13 protein-coding genes are annotated in these 16016 nt (G+C 54.7%); 7 read left to right on the plus strand and 6 right to left on the minus strand.

What is annotated here, in order from left to right; translation table 11 throughout:
- Both GE543_RS25930 and GE543_RS25935 read left to right on the plus strand, forming a co-directional pair.
- A partial coding sequence (locus GE543_RS25930) for a calcium-binding protein (RefSeq protein ID WP_306092884.1) occupies nt 1–3756 on the plus strand: 3756 nt, incomplete at its 5' end.
- A 507-nt stretch (nt 3757–4263) separates the two neighbouring features.
- Nucleotides 4264–4725 (plus strand): hypothetical protein, encoded by a 462-nt coding sequence (locus GE543_RS25935; protein ID WP_058445857.1) that lies wholly within the window; start codon nt 4264–4266, stop codon nt 4723–4725.
- Between the two features lie 125 nt (nt 4726–4850).
- Here GE543_RS25935 and yacG read toward each other — a convergent pair whose 3' ends face one another.
- Genes yacG through pilB form a run of 5 tightly spaced genes read right to left on the minus strand, consistent with a single transcriptional unit; the run spans nt 4851 to nt 9465 of the window.
- The gene (gene yacG, locus GE543_RS25940; RefSeq protein ID WP_002552020.1) at nt 4851–5060 is read right to left on the minus strand and encodes a DNA gyrase inhibitor YacG; all 210 of its coding nucleotides are present in this window, start codon (nt 5058–5060) and stop codon (nt 4851–4853) included.
- Complete coding sequence (gene coaE / locus GE543_RS25945) at nt 5057–5680, minus strand: dephospho-CoA kinase (protein ID WP_153222690.1); 624 nt, start codon at nt 5678–5680, stop codon at nt 5057–5059. The genes yacG and coaE overlap by 4 nt, the downstream gene beginning before the upstream one ends.
- The gene (locus GE543_RS25950) at nt 5677–6549 is read right to left on the minus strand and encodes an A24 family peptidase (RefSeq protein ID WP_044313562.1); all 873 of its coding nucleotides are present in this window, start codon (nt 6547–6549) and stop codon (nt 5677–5679) included. The genes coaE and GE543_RS25950 overlap by 4 nt, the downstream gene beginning before the upstream one ends.
- A gap of 1 nt (nt 6550) precedes the next feature.
- The gene (locus GE543_RS25955; protein ID WP_003414825.1) at nt 6551–7768 is read right to left on the minus strand and encodes a type II secretion system F family protein; all 1218 of its coding nucleotides are present in this window, start codon (nt 7766–7768) and stop codon (nt 6551–6553) included.
- 2 nt (nt 7769–7770) lie between these two features.
- Complete coding sequence (gene pilB, locus GE543_RS25960) at nt 7771–9465, minus strand: type IV-A pilus assembly ATPase PilB (RefSeq protein WP_003414827.1); 1695 nt, start codon at nt 9463–9465, stop codon at nt 7771–7773.
- 224 nt (nt 9466–9689) lie between these two features.
- Between pilB and GE543_RS25965 the strand changes: the two genes are divergently transcribed.
- The 3 genes from GE543_RS25965 (at nt 9690) to GE543_RS25975 (ending at nt 13095) form a co-directional block, all read left to right on the plus strand.
- The gene (locus GE543_RS25965; RefSeq protein ID WP_032697899.1) at nt 9690–10106 is read left to right on the plus strand and encodes a prepilin-type N-terminal cleavage/methylation domain-containing protein; all 417 of its coding nucleotides are present in this window, start codon (nt 9690–9692) and stop codon (nt 10104–10106) included.
- 352 nt (nt 10107–10458) lie between these two features.
- Entirely contained in the window at nt 10459–11697 is a 1239-nt protein-coding gene (locus GE543_RS25970; RefSeq protein ID WP_256664804.1) for an O-antigen ligase, read from the plus strand.
- Between the two features lie 111 nt (nt 11698–11808).
- On the plus strand, nt 11809–13095 hold the full coding sequence (locus GE543_RS25975) for a polysaccharide biosynthesis C-terminal domain-containing protein (RefSeq protein ID WP_003414831.1): 1287 nt from the start codon (nt 11809–11811) through the stop codon (nt 13093–13095).
- A 49-nt stretch (nt 13096–13144) separates the two neighbouring features.
- Here GE543_RS25975 and GE543_RS25980 read toward each other — a convergent pair whose 3' ends face one another.
- Nucleotides 13145–13690 carry a DUF1523 family protein gene (locus tag GE543_RS25980; protein ID WP_032702604.1) on the minus strand — a complete coding sequence of 182 codons (546 nt, stop codon included), beginning with the start codon at nt 13688–13690 and terminating at the stop codon, nt 13145–13147.
- Between the two features lie 119 nt (nt 13691–13809).
- On the opposite strand from GE543_RS25980, the gene GE543_RS25985 reads away from it, so the two are divergent.
- Entirely contained in the window at nt 13810–14808 is a 999-nt protein-coding gene (locus tag GE543_RS25985; protein WP_046266186.1) for an ATP-grasp domain-containing protein, read from the plus strand.
- 54 nt (nt 14809–14862) lie between these two features.
- Nucleotides 14863–16002 carry a trypsin-like peptidase domain-containing protein gene (locus tag GE543_RS25990; RefSeq protein WP_046269786.1) on the plus strand — a complete coding sequence of 380 codons (1140 nt, stop codon included), beginning with the start codon at nt 14863–14865 and terminating at the stop codon, nt 16000–16002.
- Nucleotides 16003–16016: the final 14 nt, after the last annotated feature.

The raw sequence follows: 16016 nt of genomic DNA on the forward strand, positions 1-16016 counted from the left end.
GACTTGCTGCAAGGCGGTCTGGACAATGACATCCTTAACGGCGGCGCCGGCAATGATGTGCTCGATGGCGGTGCTGGCAATGATCGTCTGGATGGTGGTGCCGGTGACGATACCTACCTGTTCGGCAAGGGGTCGGGTCAGGACACGATCTACTACGCCAACGAAAGCCGCGTCGGCAAGGTCGATACCATTCAGTTGCTCGGCCTCAACGCTGCCGACGTCAGCGTTTCGCGAGACAGCTATGACCTGGTCATTCGGGTCAATGGCACGACCGATACCCTGCGTGTTACGTATCACTTCATGAGTGATGCGACCTCGGGTTATCAGATCGACCGCATCCAGTTTGCTGATGGCAGTAACTGGGACCAATCGGCCATCAAGGCGCAGGTGCTCAAGAGTAGTGACGCAGCCCAGGTTCTGACCGGTTTTGCCAGCGATGATCTGATCGATGGCGGCATAGACGACGATACGTTGTATGGCGGTGCAGGGCAGGACAGACTGTTGGGTGGTGACGGTGCCGACTCGCTCAATGGCGATGAGGGTGACGATTACCTCAATGGTGACGCAGGCAATGACACCCTTAACGGCGGTGCTGGCAACGATGTGCTCGATGGCGGTGCTGGCAATGATCGTCTGGATGGCGGAGCCGGTGACGATACTTATCTGTTCGGCAAGGGCTCGGGCCAAGACACGATCTACTACGCCAACGAAAGCCGTGCAGGCAAGGTCGACCAGGTCAAGCTGGTTGACCTCGATGCAGCCGACGTCAGCGTGGCGCGTGACGGTTATGACCTGGTGATTCGCATTAACAGCACGACTGATACGTTGCGCGTTGTGTATCACTTCATGAACGATGCCACAGCGGGTTATCAGATCGACCGGATTGCGTTTGCTGATGGCAGCTTCTGGGATCAAACCGCGATAAAGGCGCAAGTACTGCAAGGTACTGAAGCGGATGAAACCCTGGCTGGTACCGGCAGCGATGACATTATCAACGCAGCAGCAGGTGACGATGTCGTCAATGGCGGTAGTGGCAACGATACCCTTTCGGGCGGTATCGGTGCCGATACCTTGAATGGGGACGATGGCAATGATGTGTTGAATGGGGGCGACGGTAAAGACGCTCTCTATGGCGGCAACGGTAACGACCAACTCGATGGTGGTGCTGGCAATGACATGCTGGACGGCGGGAATGGTGACGACATTTACCTGTTCGGCAAAGGCTCGGGTCAGGACAGCGTCTACTACGCCTATGAAGGTCGCGCAGACAAGCTTGATACAGTGAAGCTGATCGGGTTGAATGCGGCGGATGTGAGCGTGCGTCGTGAGAGTAATGACTTGCTTATTCGCGTGCTGGGCACCACCGACAGCCTGCGCGTGGTGAGCCACTTCACCAACGACGCAACCTATGGTTACCAGATTGACCAGATCCAGTTCGCTGACGGTAGCACCTGGAATCAGGCGGCGATCAGGTCCGCAGTCTTGCAAGGAACCGATGCCGACGAGACGCTGGCAGGTACTGCCAGCGATGACAGCATTGATGCAGGCGCCGGTGACGACACCGTCAATGGGGGGAGCGGCAACGATACGCTGTCAGGCAGCAAGGGCGCAGATACTCTCAATGGCGAAGCCGGAGATGATCTGATGCTGGGCGGTCTGGGCAACGACACCCTTAATGGCGGTCTTGGTAACGATATCCTTGATGGCGGTGCGGGTAATGATCGCCTCGATGGCGGAGATGGCGACGATACCTATCTGTTTGCCAAGGGGGCCGGTCAAGACACGATCTATTACGCCTATGAAAATCGTGTGGGCAAGCTCGATACCGTCAAGCTGGTTGACCTGAACGCGGTGGATGTCAGCGTGCGTCGTGATGGTAACGACCTGCTTATTCGAGTGCTGGGTAGCACTGATAGCCTGCGTGTCGTTTATCACTTCCAGAGCGACGCCACGGGTGGATATCAAATCGACCGTATTCAGTTCGCAGATGGGAGTTTTTGGGATCAGGCCGCTATCAAGAACCAGGTCCTGCAGGGCAGCGAAGTTGAAGAAACTCTATCGGGCACTGGGGGTGACGATGTCATCGATGCGGGAGCGGGTGATGACATCATCAATGGCGCAGCCGGCAACGACACTCTGGCCGGCAATGCGGGTGCCGATAGCCTGAACGGTAACGAAGGCAATGACTTGCTGCTGGGCGGTGCGGGGAATGACAGTCTCATTGGCGGTACCGGTGATGACATCCTTGATGGCGGTTTGGGCAATGACCAACTTGACGGTGGCGAGGGCAACGATACCTATCTGTTCGGTAAGGGGGCGGGTCAAGACACGATTTACTACGCCTATGAAAATCGCGAAGGCAAGCTCGATACGATCAAGCTTACCGATCTCAATGCCTCTGATGTCAGCGTGCGCCGCGATGGTAACGACCTGATCATCCGGGTACTGGGTAGCACCGACAGCCTGCGAGTGGTTTACCACTTCCAGGGGGACGCCGCTGGCGGTTATCAAATCGACCGTATCCAGTTTGCCGATGGCAGTTTCTGGGATCAGAGCCAGATCAAATCCCAGGTCATGCAGGGCTCGGACATCGATGAAACCCTCTCCGGTACGTCCGGCAATGACTTGATCGACGCCGGGGCTGGCGACGATACAGTGAACGGTGGCAGCGGCAACGATACCTTGTCCGGCAGTGCGGGCGCTGACACGCTTAACGGCGATGGTGGTAATGACTTGCTGCAAGGTGGAACTGGTAATGACACGCTCTACGGCGGAGATGGCAATGATGTTCTGGACGGCGGTGCCGGGAATGATCAACTGAACGGTGGTGACGGAGACGATACCTACCTGTTTGGCAAAGGCGCCGGGCAAGACAGCATCTACTATGCCAATGAAGCCCGTGTCGGAAAGCTTGATACCGTAAAACTTGCCGACCTGAACGTCAGTGATGTCAGTATCACTCGGGACAGCAGTGATCTGCTTATTCGCGTCAACGGTACAACCGACAGTCTGCGCGTGATGAACCATTTCGCCGAGGACGCAACGAGCGGGTATCAGATCGATCAGCTGCAATTTGCTGATGGCACACTCTGGAATCAGTCGGCCATCAAGTCCCAGGTACTGTTTGGAAATTCATCTGACCAGAGCCTCCGCGGTTACGCGAGTGATGATGTTATCAACGCTGGCGACGGCGACGATAACGTTTCCGGTGCGGCCGGCAATGACAGCATCTATGGCGGCAAAGGGCTTGATACGCTGTATGGTGAAGAGGGTGACGACAGGTTGTACGGAGAGTCGGGCAACGACACTCTCTATGGCGGCGCGGGCAATGATGTACTCAACGGCGGCACTGGCAACGATAGCCTTATCGGGGGCGATGGCAGTGATACCTACGAGATCAACATTGGCTCAGGACGAGACGTGATCAACAATTATGATGTCAGTAGCGGAACCGATGTGCTGCAATTCGGCACAGAGGTAAGCCTTGACGACTTGTGGTTCCGTCGCAGTGGTAGCGATCTGGAAGTCAGTATCATCGATACCAGCGACAAGGTAGTGGTGAGCAACTGGTATGCGGCTAATGACTATCAGGTGGACCAATTCAAGACTGCCGATGGAAAAACGTTGCTTGATAGCCAGGTGCAAAGCCTGGTCGACAGCATGGCGTCGTTCGGAGTTGATGCAGGGGCCGAGCGAAACCTGACGGCTGCACAGCAAACACAGTTAGACGCTGTGTTGGCAGCCAACTGGCAGTAGGGTTGATGCGAAAAGAGGTGTGTTGGTTATCGATGCATCTCTTTTTGCAATTCGTTTCGATAGCAAGCGAGTTCAATTTCTCGTGTTAATAACTGAACTGGACGAGCCAAGTACTCATTTTTGTTAACTCAAGGATTGCTTTATGCAGATAGGTAATGTCGATGGACAAGAAGTTTACGCCGAAGTCTGGTGTGACAAGTGTGCAGAAGAAGGTGTACGAAAAGGAAGCTTCACTAGCACGGACAAAGCGTCAGTCCAACCCTGTCAAAAACAAGGTTGTAATGATCCAATGGCTGAAGTAAGAAAAGCCAAAAAGAAATAGTCCATCTCTGGTGAGCGTTATTTGTCGTTTCGCTCACCAGCGCTGCCAGAAGCCTTACCTTTACGGGGAACGGGGCAGGCCCTTAAGCATATTGGGTGTCTCTGAATTCGGCGTATTGAATAGTTCTGCGTGACGCCTGCAGAAAGCATTATGCTTGCTGTCCTTAACCTCGGAGGACTCTGGCAGTGAAATTTCTTTCCGCTCTACTCTTGGCCTTGCTGCCCCTCACCGCTAACGCCCTGCAAGTCGGCGAGCGTCTGTCCTCCTGGACACTGCTCGATCAATACGATCAGCCCTACACTTTGAACAACCAGACGCAAACCTTGCTGGTCGCACGCAGCATGGACGCCGCTAAGCTGGTGAATGCCGCCCTTCAGGACAAGCCAAAAGGCTTTCTGGAATCACGCCATACGGTGTTTGTCGCTGACATCCAGAAAATGCCAACCATCATCGCCAAGATGTTCGCCATCCCCAAAATGCGGGATTACAGCTATCGCGTGATGCTTGATCGAGACGCGCGCATCGTGCCGCAGTACGCAGGCGATGACGATAAAGTGCTGTGGTTACAGTTGCGCGACGGGCAGTTGGTCAGTCAGCAGCAGTTTGGCAGTGCTGATGCGTTGAGGGCTGCGTTGGACGGTAAATGATCGAGAGACATGAGCGTCGTGGGAGTGAGCTTGCTCGCGAAAGGGCCATCACAGGCGTCCTGAGATGCGGCTGAAAGATAGCCCTCGTAGTTGCGTATAAGCGATTGCTTCGCATCGACTTGTTATCAATGCCCCCTGTGCGGAGCCTCCAGATCACCCGAGAACAACTCATCCTCGGCATCCGGGCTCACCGGAATCGCATGCTCTTCAGAGGCCCAGGCCCCCAGGTCGATTAGTTTGCAGCGCTCGGAGCAGAACGGGCGGCTCGGACTGGCTGCGCTCCATTCCACCGGGGCGTCGCAGGTTGGGCATTGAACGGTCATTGGTTGGCTCATGATTGGCCTCCACGCAAAGTAAGGTAAAAGTGGTGCAGTCGCTCGACTTCGCTGGTAAGCCAAGCGTGATCGCGGTCGTTGACCAGCACATCATTGGCATGACGCAGGCGGTCTTCACGCTGGATCTGCACCTTGAGAATGGCTTCGACCTGCTCCCGGCTGGAGCTGTCGCGCAGCATGGTGCGTTCTATCTGCAGGTGCGCCGGAGCATCGATCACCAGCAGCCGCTGAACCATGCGGTATTGCCCGGACTCGACCAGCAGTGGCGAGACCAGAATGGCATACGGCGATTTGGCCTTGGCCAGATGGCTGACGATTTCCTGATTGATCAGCGGATGCAGCAGCGCTTCCAGCCAGCGCCGCTGCTCGGGGTTTTCGAAGATCAGCTTGCGCAGCGCGCCACGGTCCAGCTCGCCGCTGGTCTGCAGTACGCCTTTACCAAAGTGCGCCGCGATCTGCTCCAGCGCCGAGCGCCCGGGCTCGACTACCCAGCGGGCGGCATGATCGGCATCCACAGTGTCGACGCCAAGGTCGCTAAAACACTTCGCCGCTGCACTTTTACCACTACCGATGCCGCCAGTCAGGCCAAGAATCCAGGGTTTTTCATCAGGGTGAGTCATCTGAAACCGGCAAACTGCATGTAAGAGTCGGTTATTTGACCACCCCAGAGCAAAGCGATCCACCCCGCAATGGCCAGATAAGGACCAAAGGGGATCGGCGTACCGCTTTCGACCCTGCGCACACGCATCATGATCACCCCAAGCACCGCGCCCACCAGCGACGATAACAGGATGGTCAACGGCAAAATCTGCCAACCGCCCCACGCGCCAAGCATGGCCAGCAACTTGAAGTCGCCATAACCCATGCCTTCCTTGCCGGTCACCAGCTTGAACAGCCAGAACACCGACCACAGCGCCAGATAGCCGGCCACCGCTCCCCACAGCGCATCGTTCAGCGAGGTGAACAGCCCGAAGGCGTTGACGATCAGGCCCAGCCACAGCAGTGGCAGCACTAGAGAATCAGGTAACAGCTGGTGATCAGCATCTATCAGACTCATCGCCAGCAGCCCCCAGCCCAACACCAGCATCGCCGCCGCCTGCCAGCCAAAGCCGAAATGCCAGGCCACGTATGCCGACAACACTGCGCAGGTCAGCTCGACCAGTGGGTAGCGTTTGCTGATCGGCGCTTTGCACTGCGAGCATTTGCCACGCAGCAGCAGATAGCTGATCACCGGCAGGTTCTCCCAAGGGCGGATTTTGTGCGCGCAATGCGGGCAGCTGGAACGGGGACGGTTCAGATTGAAGACGGGTTGATCGGGTTCAGCAGGCAGGCCGAGCAGTTCTCTGGATTGGGCTTTCCAGTCGCGCTCCATCATTATTGGCAGGCGGTAGACGACCACGTTGAGGAAGCTTCCGATGATCAGGCCGAGGATGCAGCAGGTGGTGACGAAGGCCAGTGGGGAGCTGGCCAGGAGGTCGAGGAGGGGCATGTCAGACGACGTTTCCGAGTTTGAAAATGGGGAGGTACATCGCAATGACAAGGCCGCCGACGATGACACCCAGCACAGCCATGATCATGGGTTCCATCAAGCTGGTTAGACTATCGACCATGTTGTCGACTTCTTCTTCGTAATAGGTCGCGACTTTATCGAGCATATTGTCCAGTGCGCCTGATTCCTCGCCAATAGCGGTCATCTGAATCGCCAGACTCGGGAAAACACCGGTCGAGCGCATTGAGAAATTCAGTTGCATGCCCGTGGAGACATCCTGTTTTACCTGATTGACCGCGTTTCTAAAAACCACGTTACCAGTAGCACCTGCAACTGAATCAAGTGCTTCTACCAACGGGACGCCTGCTGCAAATGTCGTTGCAAGCGTTCGGGCGTAGCGAGCTACTGAAGACTTGAAAATAAGTGGTCCTATGACAGGCACTTTCAACAAAAATCGATCAATGCTGTCTCGAAATTTTTGGGACTGCTTATAAGATTTTTTGAATACGAAGAAACCGAAAAAAAATAATCCAACTATGCCTAACCACCACTCCTGTACGATGTTAGACAGTCCGATGACCATCAGTGTGAACGCCGGTAGCTCTGCACCAAAACCGGTAAATACAGATTGAAATTGTGGTACTACTTTAATTAATAAGATGCCTGAAACAATAACAGCCACTATCAAAACAGCGGCAGGATAAGTCATGGCTTTTTTAATTTTTGCCTTTAGCTTTTCTGTCTTTTCCTTATAGCTCGCCACTCGGTCCAGCAGGCTCTCTAGCGCTCCAGCCTGCTCCCCAGCATCTACCAAATTGCAAAACAGGTCATCGAAGTATTCCGGTTTCTGTCGCAGAGCAGTCGCAAAGCTGTTCCCTGCTGAAACCTCCTGCTTTAGTGAATCGACTAGCGCACGCATGTTCGGGTTTTCTGCGCCCTCGGCAATAATGTCAAATGACTGCAGAAGCGGTACACCTGCCTTCATCATGGTTGCCATCTGCCGAGAAAAGAATGCGATGTCCAGCGGCTTGATCTTCTTGCCTTTGCCAAAGATTGATACGGGCTTTTTGCGTACCTTGGTGACGTTGATACCTTGTTTGCGCAACTGCGCCTTCACAAGCGCAAGATTGTGCCCGTTCACTTCTCCACTGAGCTTGCTGCCTTTCTTGTCCAAACCTTCCCATGTGTAAACACTGACTTTAACTGACTTGCTGGCCATGCTTAATCCTTGGTCACACGGTTGACTTCTTCGAGGCTGGTAATGCCCTGCATGGCCTTCGACAGACCGGAGGTCCTCAAGTCATTGAAGCCGTCTTTACGCATCTGCCTGGAAATCTCCAGCGAATTACCTTCTTCCATGATAATACGTTCCAACTCTGGAGTTTTCTTGACCACTTCGTAAATTCCGACCCTGCCCCTGTAGCCGCCGTTGCAATGCTCACAACCTACTGGGCCATAGATTTTGAACGTGCCGACCTTCTCTTCCGGAAAGCCCTCCTGGATGAGGGTTTCACGGGGTATATCGAGTTCTTTCTTGCAATGGCTACAGAGCTTTCGCGCCAACCGCTGGGCAATGATGAGGTTGATGGCCGTAGCGATGTTGAACGCTGCGACACCCATATGATGCAAGCGCGTCAGGGTTTCTGCGGCACTATTAGTGTGCAGGGTAGATAATACCATGTGACCGGTCTGCGAGGCTTTGATGGCGATTTCGGCGGTTTCCAGATCTCGTATCTCGCCGACCATGATTACGTCGGGATCTTGACGCAGGAATGCGCGCAATGCCTGAGAAAAGTCCAGTCCCTGGCGCGGATTGACGTTGACCTGATTAATGCCTTCCAGGTTGATTTCCACTGGGTCTTCAGCAGTGGAAATGTTGATGTCCACAGTGTTGAGAATGTTCAGGCCGGTGTATAGCGAAACGGTTTTACCCGAGCCGGTGGGACCGGTTACAAGAATCATGCCTTGTGGTTGTTTCAAGGCTTCCATATACAAAGCTTTTTGGTCCGGCTCATAGCCCAATGCGTCAATGCCCATCTGTGCGCTGGTCGGATCGAGAATCCGCATCACGATCTTTTCGCCCCACAGTGTTGGCAGCGTATTCATACGGAAGTCGATCGCTTTATTTTTGGACACTCGCAGCTTGACCCTGCCGTCCTGCGGTTTGCGCCGCTCAGAGATATCAAGGCTTGCCATGACTTTCAAGCGCGCTGCAATTCGGTTGGCCAGATGGATCGGTGGTTTGGCAACTTCATGCAAAATACCGTCGGTGCGCAGGCGAACGCGAAAAATCTTTTCGTAGGGTTCAAAATGGAGGTCGGAAGAACCGAGCCTTATGGCGTCCATCAGCATCTTGTTGACGAAACGCACCACTGGAGCGTCATCGGCGTCACTCTGAGTTGCAAGCGAGGTTTCCTTGTCACTGGCAGGCTCAATTTCAAGACCCAGATCAATGTCAGCTAACTCCCCAAGGCCGCTTTCAGTGTCGAAAAAACGGTCTATCGCAACGGTCAGCTTGTCATCTTCAACCAGGATCGCTTCAGTATTCAGACCTGTGCTGAACTGAATGTCTGTGATCGCCTGATGGTTTGTCGGGTCCGATATACCGATAAACAGCTTGTTACCACGCCTCCATAGAGGGAGGGCATTATGCTGCCGTACAAGCTTCTCACTCACCAGCCCTTTAGGCTGGCTTTCCTTGTCCAGGCTTGAAAGATCTACGAATGGAACGCCGAACTGATCGGATGCTATTTCCGCCAGCGTCAGGCTTCTGACCAATTTGTTTTGTACGAGGTAGCTAACCAGCGAGACTTTTTCGCGGCGAGCCTGCTGATAGGCCTGCTGCGCGGCAGTTTCTGTAAGGAGCTCGGCCAGGACCAGTTGTTTGGCCAAACCAGTGAGAACAACATCAGTCATAAAACCACCAGACACAGACAGTGTGAGGGTTATAGCGCAGTCGGACGATGCTGCCAAATGGCAGTGATAGATGTGACGAAAATTGTCAGTTTCTGCGAATTTCTGAAACCTTTTGACGATGACGGTCTTCGCTAGACGACGTAATCGTAGCCTAGCCTTATTGTGGCACGAGCTATGCTTCTCTTTAGCGAAGGCACTACCTTTTGACGCCTGGAGAAGTATTTATGCAAAAGCAAAAAGGCTTTACGTTGATCGAACTGATGATCGTTGTTGCGATTATCGGGATTCTGGCTGCTGTCGCACTGCCAGCCTATCAGGACTACACCGCTCGAGCCAAAGCTTCGGAGTTGATCTTGGCTGCGAGCAGCGCTCGCACATGCGTGACTGAGACTGTGGCCAGCAAAGGATTCCTTGCACTTGACGCATGTGGCACAGGCTTTGTCCCTACTACCTATGCAAAAAGCCTGACCGTCAACGCAACTACTGGGGCAATCACAGTGAAAGGCTTTATTAAAGTGGCGGATGACACAACTGTCACCATGACGCCTACTAAAAACTCTGGTGGTACTGATATTACAGGCTGGACTTGTATAGGTACACCTTCCAATTGGATGCCTGGCTCTTGCAAGTCAAGCAGCTGATCAGTCTGAAAGTAAATTTTATGAATGTAATCCCAGCATGTTATTTGTGGTTAGCGTGACTTGAAACGCGGTGTGCTGGGCTCAGCTAAATAAAAAGGGTCAGCGCTTGTTTGCTTAGCTTAATAGAAACCCGATCACCATTGGTCGGGTTTTCTTTAAGGTGGACAGAATTTTGGTTTTAGTATCCAGAGATAGTATATTTTTTTTCTTGTGTCTTGTTGGCCTATTTGCATGCGCTTGTATCCCTGATCTCACCATGCATGACTCTCAAAGGATTGGGCAGTTTTTTATAGGCTTATTATCCAGCGCAATTCTATTCTTGGGTTCCTCCAGGTCTTCAGCTGTCAGCGCCATGGAGCTGAAGGTAAAGGTGGTTTTTTTTCTTATATTGTTTGGTGGGGTTACTTCAAGTCTTAATGCCCACCAGCCGCTATGGGCGCTAACCGAACTGTCAGTCTTGTTGCTGTCCTGCGCTATCGCCACCGCGTTCACTCAACAAAGACGATATCATGGAGCACTGTTGGATCTTGCCTTTGTAGGTGCTGTTACTCTCATATGCGCCGTCAAAACAACCCAGTTTCTTTCCGCCTCTATCGCGGCATTTCTAAGCTCAGCAGATGTGCTGGACACCGACCTACTACTCGACGGCTTTTCCAACAAGCGTTTCTACGGCCAATTTCAGACCTTCACTTTGCCCTTACTTGTACTGCCGTTACTACTGACATCGACACGGCGCTTGATCAAAGTCGGCTTGTTCTGTTTGACCAGTCTCTGGTGGATGATCGCGATCAGCGGAGGGACTCGCGGGACATGGCTGGGTATGGGGGTTGCAGTTGCCTTAATGTTTTGCCTGGGGCATGCAGGGCGACGCTGGTCTGGCTGGCAACTCGCTGCTGCTACGGCCGGGCTTCTGCTATTTACTATGCTATTCAGCGTGCTACCAGGCCTGTTGGGTATCGAAGTCAGCAATTTTGCCGGCGACCGCCTGACCACGTCACTGTCCGCACGGGAAATCCTCTGGCAACAAGCATGGGCAATGATCAAAGAGCGCCCGCTATTGGGCTTCGGCCCCATGCATTTCGCTGATATATGGAATGCCGTGGCGGCGCACCCACATCAGGCCATTCTGCAATGGGCCTGTGAGTGGGGAATACCCTCGACGTTATGCGTGGCAGGCCTTGCGTTATATGGGCTGAGCACCACCGCAGTGCTAGTGCGCAAGCGAGCGCAGTCCCTTGAGCCTGTAGACATGATGCGCCTGTGCCTGTTCGCCAGTCTTATTGGTGCCCTGACCCAGTCAATGGTTGATGGCGTAATCGTTATGCCGTATTCACAACTTTGGCTGGCGATCATTATAGGCTGGCTGCTGGCGTTGCATGAATGGCAAACAGCCCCCCGTCCGGCCAGTATTGCGCTCAGTCGTGCATGGTTGCTTTGCCTGACGCTTGCGACAGGCATGATTCTCTACACCATTGTTCGCGACCTACCCGACATGGACACACGCAGACAGCAATTTAGTGAGGATTTCGGTGGGCGATATCTTCCACGTTTTTGGATGCAGGGAGTTATTGCGGATCCCCCCGCGAGATGACGACAACACTTGTGCTAGCATTTTGTGCGTGAGGTAGTCTGATCCTGAGACGAGTAAGCAGAGACTCGACTTAGTGAGCTGTGGATAAAATATTTTCTTTCGGAGTATTCAATGGCTGCAAAGATGCCTTTACAGGGCACTGAAACTCCATCGAATTTCTCGTTATTTTCTCTGTTGAGGAAAGGCAGTCCTCTGATCGTTCAGTGGATGTCAACGATTTACGGCGCTGCAATGTCGCTTGGGATCTCAGTTCTCCTGGCGAGAAGCATGGGGCCAGACGCCTTTGGCGCTTACACCTACATTTATGTTCTCGCTATGTTTCTTGCATTGATTCAGGACGCGGGCCTTAAGACCCTTTTTCTGCGTGAGCGAGCCTCTCCTACGACGGCCCTGAAAGCGTTGAATCAAACGCTGCCGAGCCAGGCTCTATTGCATCTTGTAATCAGCAGCCTGATTTTAATGCTGCTCGCCTGCCTTGCTTCCCGCTGGATAGATGGTTTCGCGCTGGCTGCTGCAGTGTTCTGTTTCGGCGCAATTACTCTGGTTACATGGTTATCGTCATGGCTCAAAGGCGCTGGAGAGTTTTCCCAGGATGCGTTCTTTCAGGTTTGCTCTCGAAGTCTGAGCGCGCTGATGATCCTGTCCAGCATTGCCATCTTCGGCCTGACACCGGTCGCTATCTTCTCTGCCTGGGGGCTTGGCCTGTTATTGACGTTTGTTTGGTTTCGGCGAGATTTGCCTATGCTGATCAAAGCACCGCTGATGCTGCCCGTGTGGGCTTACCGCAGTGCGTTCGTCTTTCTGTTGCTAGATCTGCTTACAACGATCTACCACCGCGTAGACATTGTCATTTTGCATAGCGTGCTGGGCTACGTCCCGCAAGTGGGTTCCTATGCCGTTGCTTGCCGGTTGATTGACGGCGTCATGCTGCTTGCTACTCCTGTAGCGCTAGTGATATTCCGGCGCATGCGGCATCTGGCGGAGACGCCGGAAGGTAGCGTTAATTTCAGCCGCAAGGCGATCCTGATCGCTTTTGCGATTGGTGCGTTGCTGGCAGGTGGTGGCTGGATATCAGGCGGCTGGGGAGTAGGCCTGCTTTTTGGTAGCGCTTATGTGGACGAAACACAGCCCATCATGGGTTGGTTGTCGATTTCATTGTTCTTTGCTCTCCCAAATTTTGTTCTTACGCAATGCGCAGTTGCAACTCATCAAGAGCGTTTCTTTCTGATCAGTGCGGCATTTTCGTTATTCGCGAACGTGTGCCTTAATGCGTGGCTTGTACCACTACATGGCGCCATGGGGGCTGCATGGGCAACCGTTTCTTCTGAAGCAATACTTACGATCTGCCTGCTGTTGGGCGGTATCCTCGCAGTGAAGCCCGACACTTCCGCTCACTAAGGCTCTCACCGGAAGCCATCCGTCGAGAGCCAGAGCTCAAAGCCCAGTGTTAACGCGCCACCCCATCAACCCGCGGCTGCCTACGAAACCGCCTCCTCACCCCAACCACAACCATCACCACCAGCAACCCCACCACCACAAAAAAGATCGTGTTAAAAATCGGAAACGGCTGATCGCGACTTGTCACCGCCTCAACCTCTGTCACGTTGGGAAACATCGACAGGATCGTTATCCTCCAGCCGTAGTAACGGATCAAAGCCAGTTGCTGGGAGTCACGCGAGTAGCCCTGGGCTTTGGCCTGGATGTCGGCGGAGTCGAATTTGAAGTACCACGGGAAGCTCCAGCCGGTGTCTTCGTTGCGGTAGACCACGACTTTCTTGCTGTCCGGGTCTTCGGTGTTGATGAAGTACACGTCGCGGGTCGGGCCGTCTGCCGGGTTTTCGGCGTTGATGACGCCGTCGGCGTCCATTCTTTTGACTTCCACGCCGGTGATCATCACGACATCATGGCGCGGCAGGACGTAGTAGAGGCTTAATGCGCCGATCCCCAGTGCAACGAATACCACAAGCCAAATCGACCTTCTCAGCCACTTCATACCAGCGTCCTCTGTTTAAAATTGCGTGACTTTGCCCTAATCCGAACATTTCGAAGCAAAACAGTTATTACAAAATTCGACAAGGCCGTTGCTGACGGCGTTGTCTCCCGGAGATTGACATGATTTGGTTCCTTGAAGGGCAATCCAGCCAGCGTGAAGTGATCATGGGCGCGCGCGATGCGCTGCCTGCGTCGGTGCAGATCATCGCTTCGCATCGCCAGCAGCGTTCCGAAATCACCGGGCAGGCCGATGTGGCGCTGCAAGAGCCGGTCGATAACGACGAGCGTATCGACTGGGTGCTGCACACCGCTCGCTCGCTGGGCGTCAAGATTATTGTCGCCGGGCGGATAGGCAGCTTTTACGAAGCGCAGCGTGCGCGTTTTGTCGCTGAAGGGTTGGACCTCGTTACCGGCGGAACGTCCCAGCAGACCTTCATGGACGTCGATGACAAGAGTCGTTTCACGGCGGCGGCCGAGGCGGCGGGGCTGGCGTGTATTCCGGGGATTGCCGTCAGCAATGCCGAGGAGTTGCAGGCGGCTTACGATGCGTTGGCGGTGTCTGGCGAGGTGTGTATCAAGCCGGTGGTCGGGATTTACGGGCGCGGCTTTTGGCGCTTCAAGACCGACGTTGACGATTTTCGTTGTTTCGCCAACCCCGATGCGCGTGAGACGACCTTTCAGGCGTACCTTAATGCTTATCGTCAGGCCGATGACGTGCCGGCCATGCTGCTCATGCCGTATATGCCGGGCAGTGAGTGTTCGGTGGACATGGTCTGCGAGCACGGCAAGGCGGTTGCCTTCGTCGGGCGGCGCAAGGTGGGGCTCAATCAGACCTTCGAGCGTGACAGCGAAGCGGTAAAACTGGCAGTCCGCGCGGCGGAGCATTTTGCCTGCGACGGGCTGATCAATGTGCAGACCCGCGACGACGCGGATGGCAAGCCGCGCTTGCTGGAGATCAACCCGCGTTATTCAGGCGGCATTGGCTACACCCGTGAAACCGGCGTCAACCTGCCGGGTATTTTCGCGGCACGGCGTCTCGGCTTGAAAGAACCGGAAACACATTGGCTCGAAGATATCCGCGTCAAGGCCATCACGGTCGCTGTACGGGCCTCGGTTTGATCGTGATAATAGATTTTTGCTATCACTAATCGCTCTTATCAGGGAGGATCGGGCATGAAGCTTCTTGCGCCAGGTGCAAACACTGCTTTAGCTAACGCCCACTGCTCCTGGAACCTGGAGAGCGGTAAGTCTTCGGTTTTTGGTGAGTACGCAGCGGTCGCCTTGCTGGCGGTCAACGACAAACGCCAGCCGATGGGCGATCCGGCGCTGCTGCATCAGGAGCAGGGCTGGATGGAGTGGAGCGGCGGCCCTCAGGACGTTGGCTGCACGTTAAGGCTGGACAGGTTGCCGACGGGCAGTGATCGCGTGCTGCTGATGGTCTACGTCTACGCTGCCATGGGGCCGATCCGTGATATCGGCAGCCTGCACCTCAAAGTGGATGGCGACATCGAGCACCGCCTGGACCTGCGCGATAACGGCGAAGCGGCGATCATTATCGGCGAGTTCTACAAACGCAATGAGCAATGGAAATTCCGCGCGCTGAGCGAAGGCTCGGCGTATGGACTGTCGGCGTTCGGGCGCAAGATCGGACTGGACGTGGACGACCGTCATCCGCGCCGCCCGTCTGCGGGTTCGGGTGGCGGGCCGCGGCATGAGTCGGCGACCGGCACGGCGTTCGTGGTCGGCCCGGCGCACGTCATGACCTGTGCGCATGTCATCGAAGACATGGGCGTGTTCTACATCACTTCACTGGAGGGCCGTTACAAGGCCGAGCCGGTGGTCATCGACCGTCGCAACGACATCGCGCTGCTGCGCGTGCAGGGCGCACCGCTGTTGTCTCCGGTTACATTCCGGGACGGGCAGGGCTGTGAGCCGGGTGATACCGTAGCGGTTTTGGGCTATCCACTGGCGTCCATTTCAGGTGGCGGGTTGCAGGTGACTCAGGGCGGGATCTCCGGTCTGTTCGGCCTGCACAACGATGCCAGCCTGTTTCAGTTCACGGCACCGATACAGCCGGGGTCCAGTGGCAGCCCGTTATTCGACAACGGGGGCGCGGTGATTGGCATGGTGACCTCAACCGTACCGGACGGGCAAAACATGAACTTCGCCGTGAAGTCCGCACTGTTACTGGCCTTCCTGCAGGCGTGCCGCATCGACGCTGCGCATGCCCGTCCGGAAAGGTCCTACACCACCACAGAAATCTCACGCACCGCTCAGTCGTCGTTATGGCTCGTTGAAGCCTCTCGCCAATGAAGTCGGTGTTGCCT

Source organism: Pseudomonas sp. SZ57, from assembly GCF_009495975.1.
Taxonomy (GTDB): Bacteria; Pseudomonadota; Gammaproteobacteria; order Pseudomonadales; family Pseudomonadaceae; genus Aquipseudomonas; species Aquipseudomonas syringae.

Coding starts and splice junctions, on each gene's coding strand:
- yacG (WP_002552020.1), bottom strand. CDS start 5,060: ATGAGCCAACCAATGACCGTTCAATGCCCAACCTGCGACGCCCCGGTG.
- coaE (WP_153222690.1), bottom strand. CDS start 5,680: ATGACTCACCCTGATGAAAAACCCTGGATTCTTGGCCTGACTGGCGGC.
- GE543_RS25950 (WP_044313562.1), bottom strand. CDS start 6,549: ATGCCCCTCCTCGACCTCCTGGCCAGCTCCCCACTGGCCTTCGTCACC.
- GE543_RS25955 (WP_003414825.1), bottom strand. CDS start 7,768: ATGGCCAGCAAGTCAGTTAAAGTCAGTGTTTACACATGGGAAGGTTTG.
- pilB (WP_003414827.1), bottom strand. CDS start 9,465: ATGACTGATGTTGTTCTCACTGGTTTGGCCAAACAACTGGTCCTGGCC.
- GE543_RS25965 (WP_032697899.1), top strand. CDS start 9,690: ATGCAAAAGCAAAAAGGCTTTACGTTGATCGAACTGATGATCGTTGTT.
- GE543_RS25970 (WP_256664804.1), top strand. CDS start 10,459: ATGGAGCTGAAGGTAAAGGTGGTTTTTTTTCTTATATTGTTTGGTGGG.
- GE543_RS25975 (WP_003414831.1), top strand. CDS start 11,809: ATGGCTGCAAAGATGCCTTTACAGGGCACTGAAACTCCATCGAATTTC.
- GE543_RS25980 (WP_032702604.1), bottom strand. CDS start 13,690: ATGAAGTGGCTGAGAAGGTCGATTTGGCTTGTGGTATTCGTTGCACTG.
- GE543_RS25985 (WP_046266186.1), top strand. CDS start 13,810: ATGATTTGGTTCCTTGAAGGGCAATCCAGCCAGCGTGAAGTGATCATG.
- GE543_RS25990 (WP_046269786.1), top strand. CDS start 14,863: ATGAAGCTTCTTGCGCCAGGTGCAAACACTGCTTTAGCTAACGCCCAC.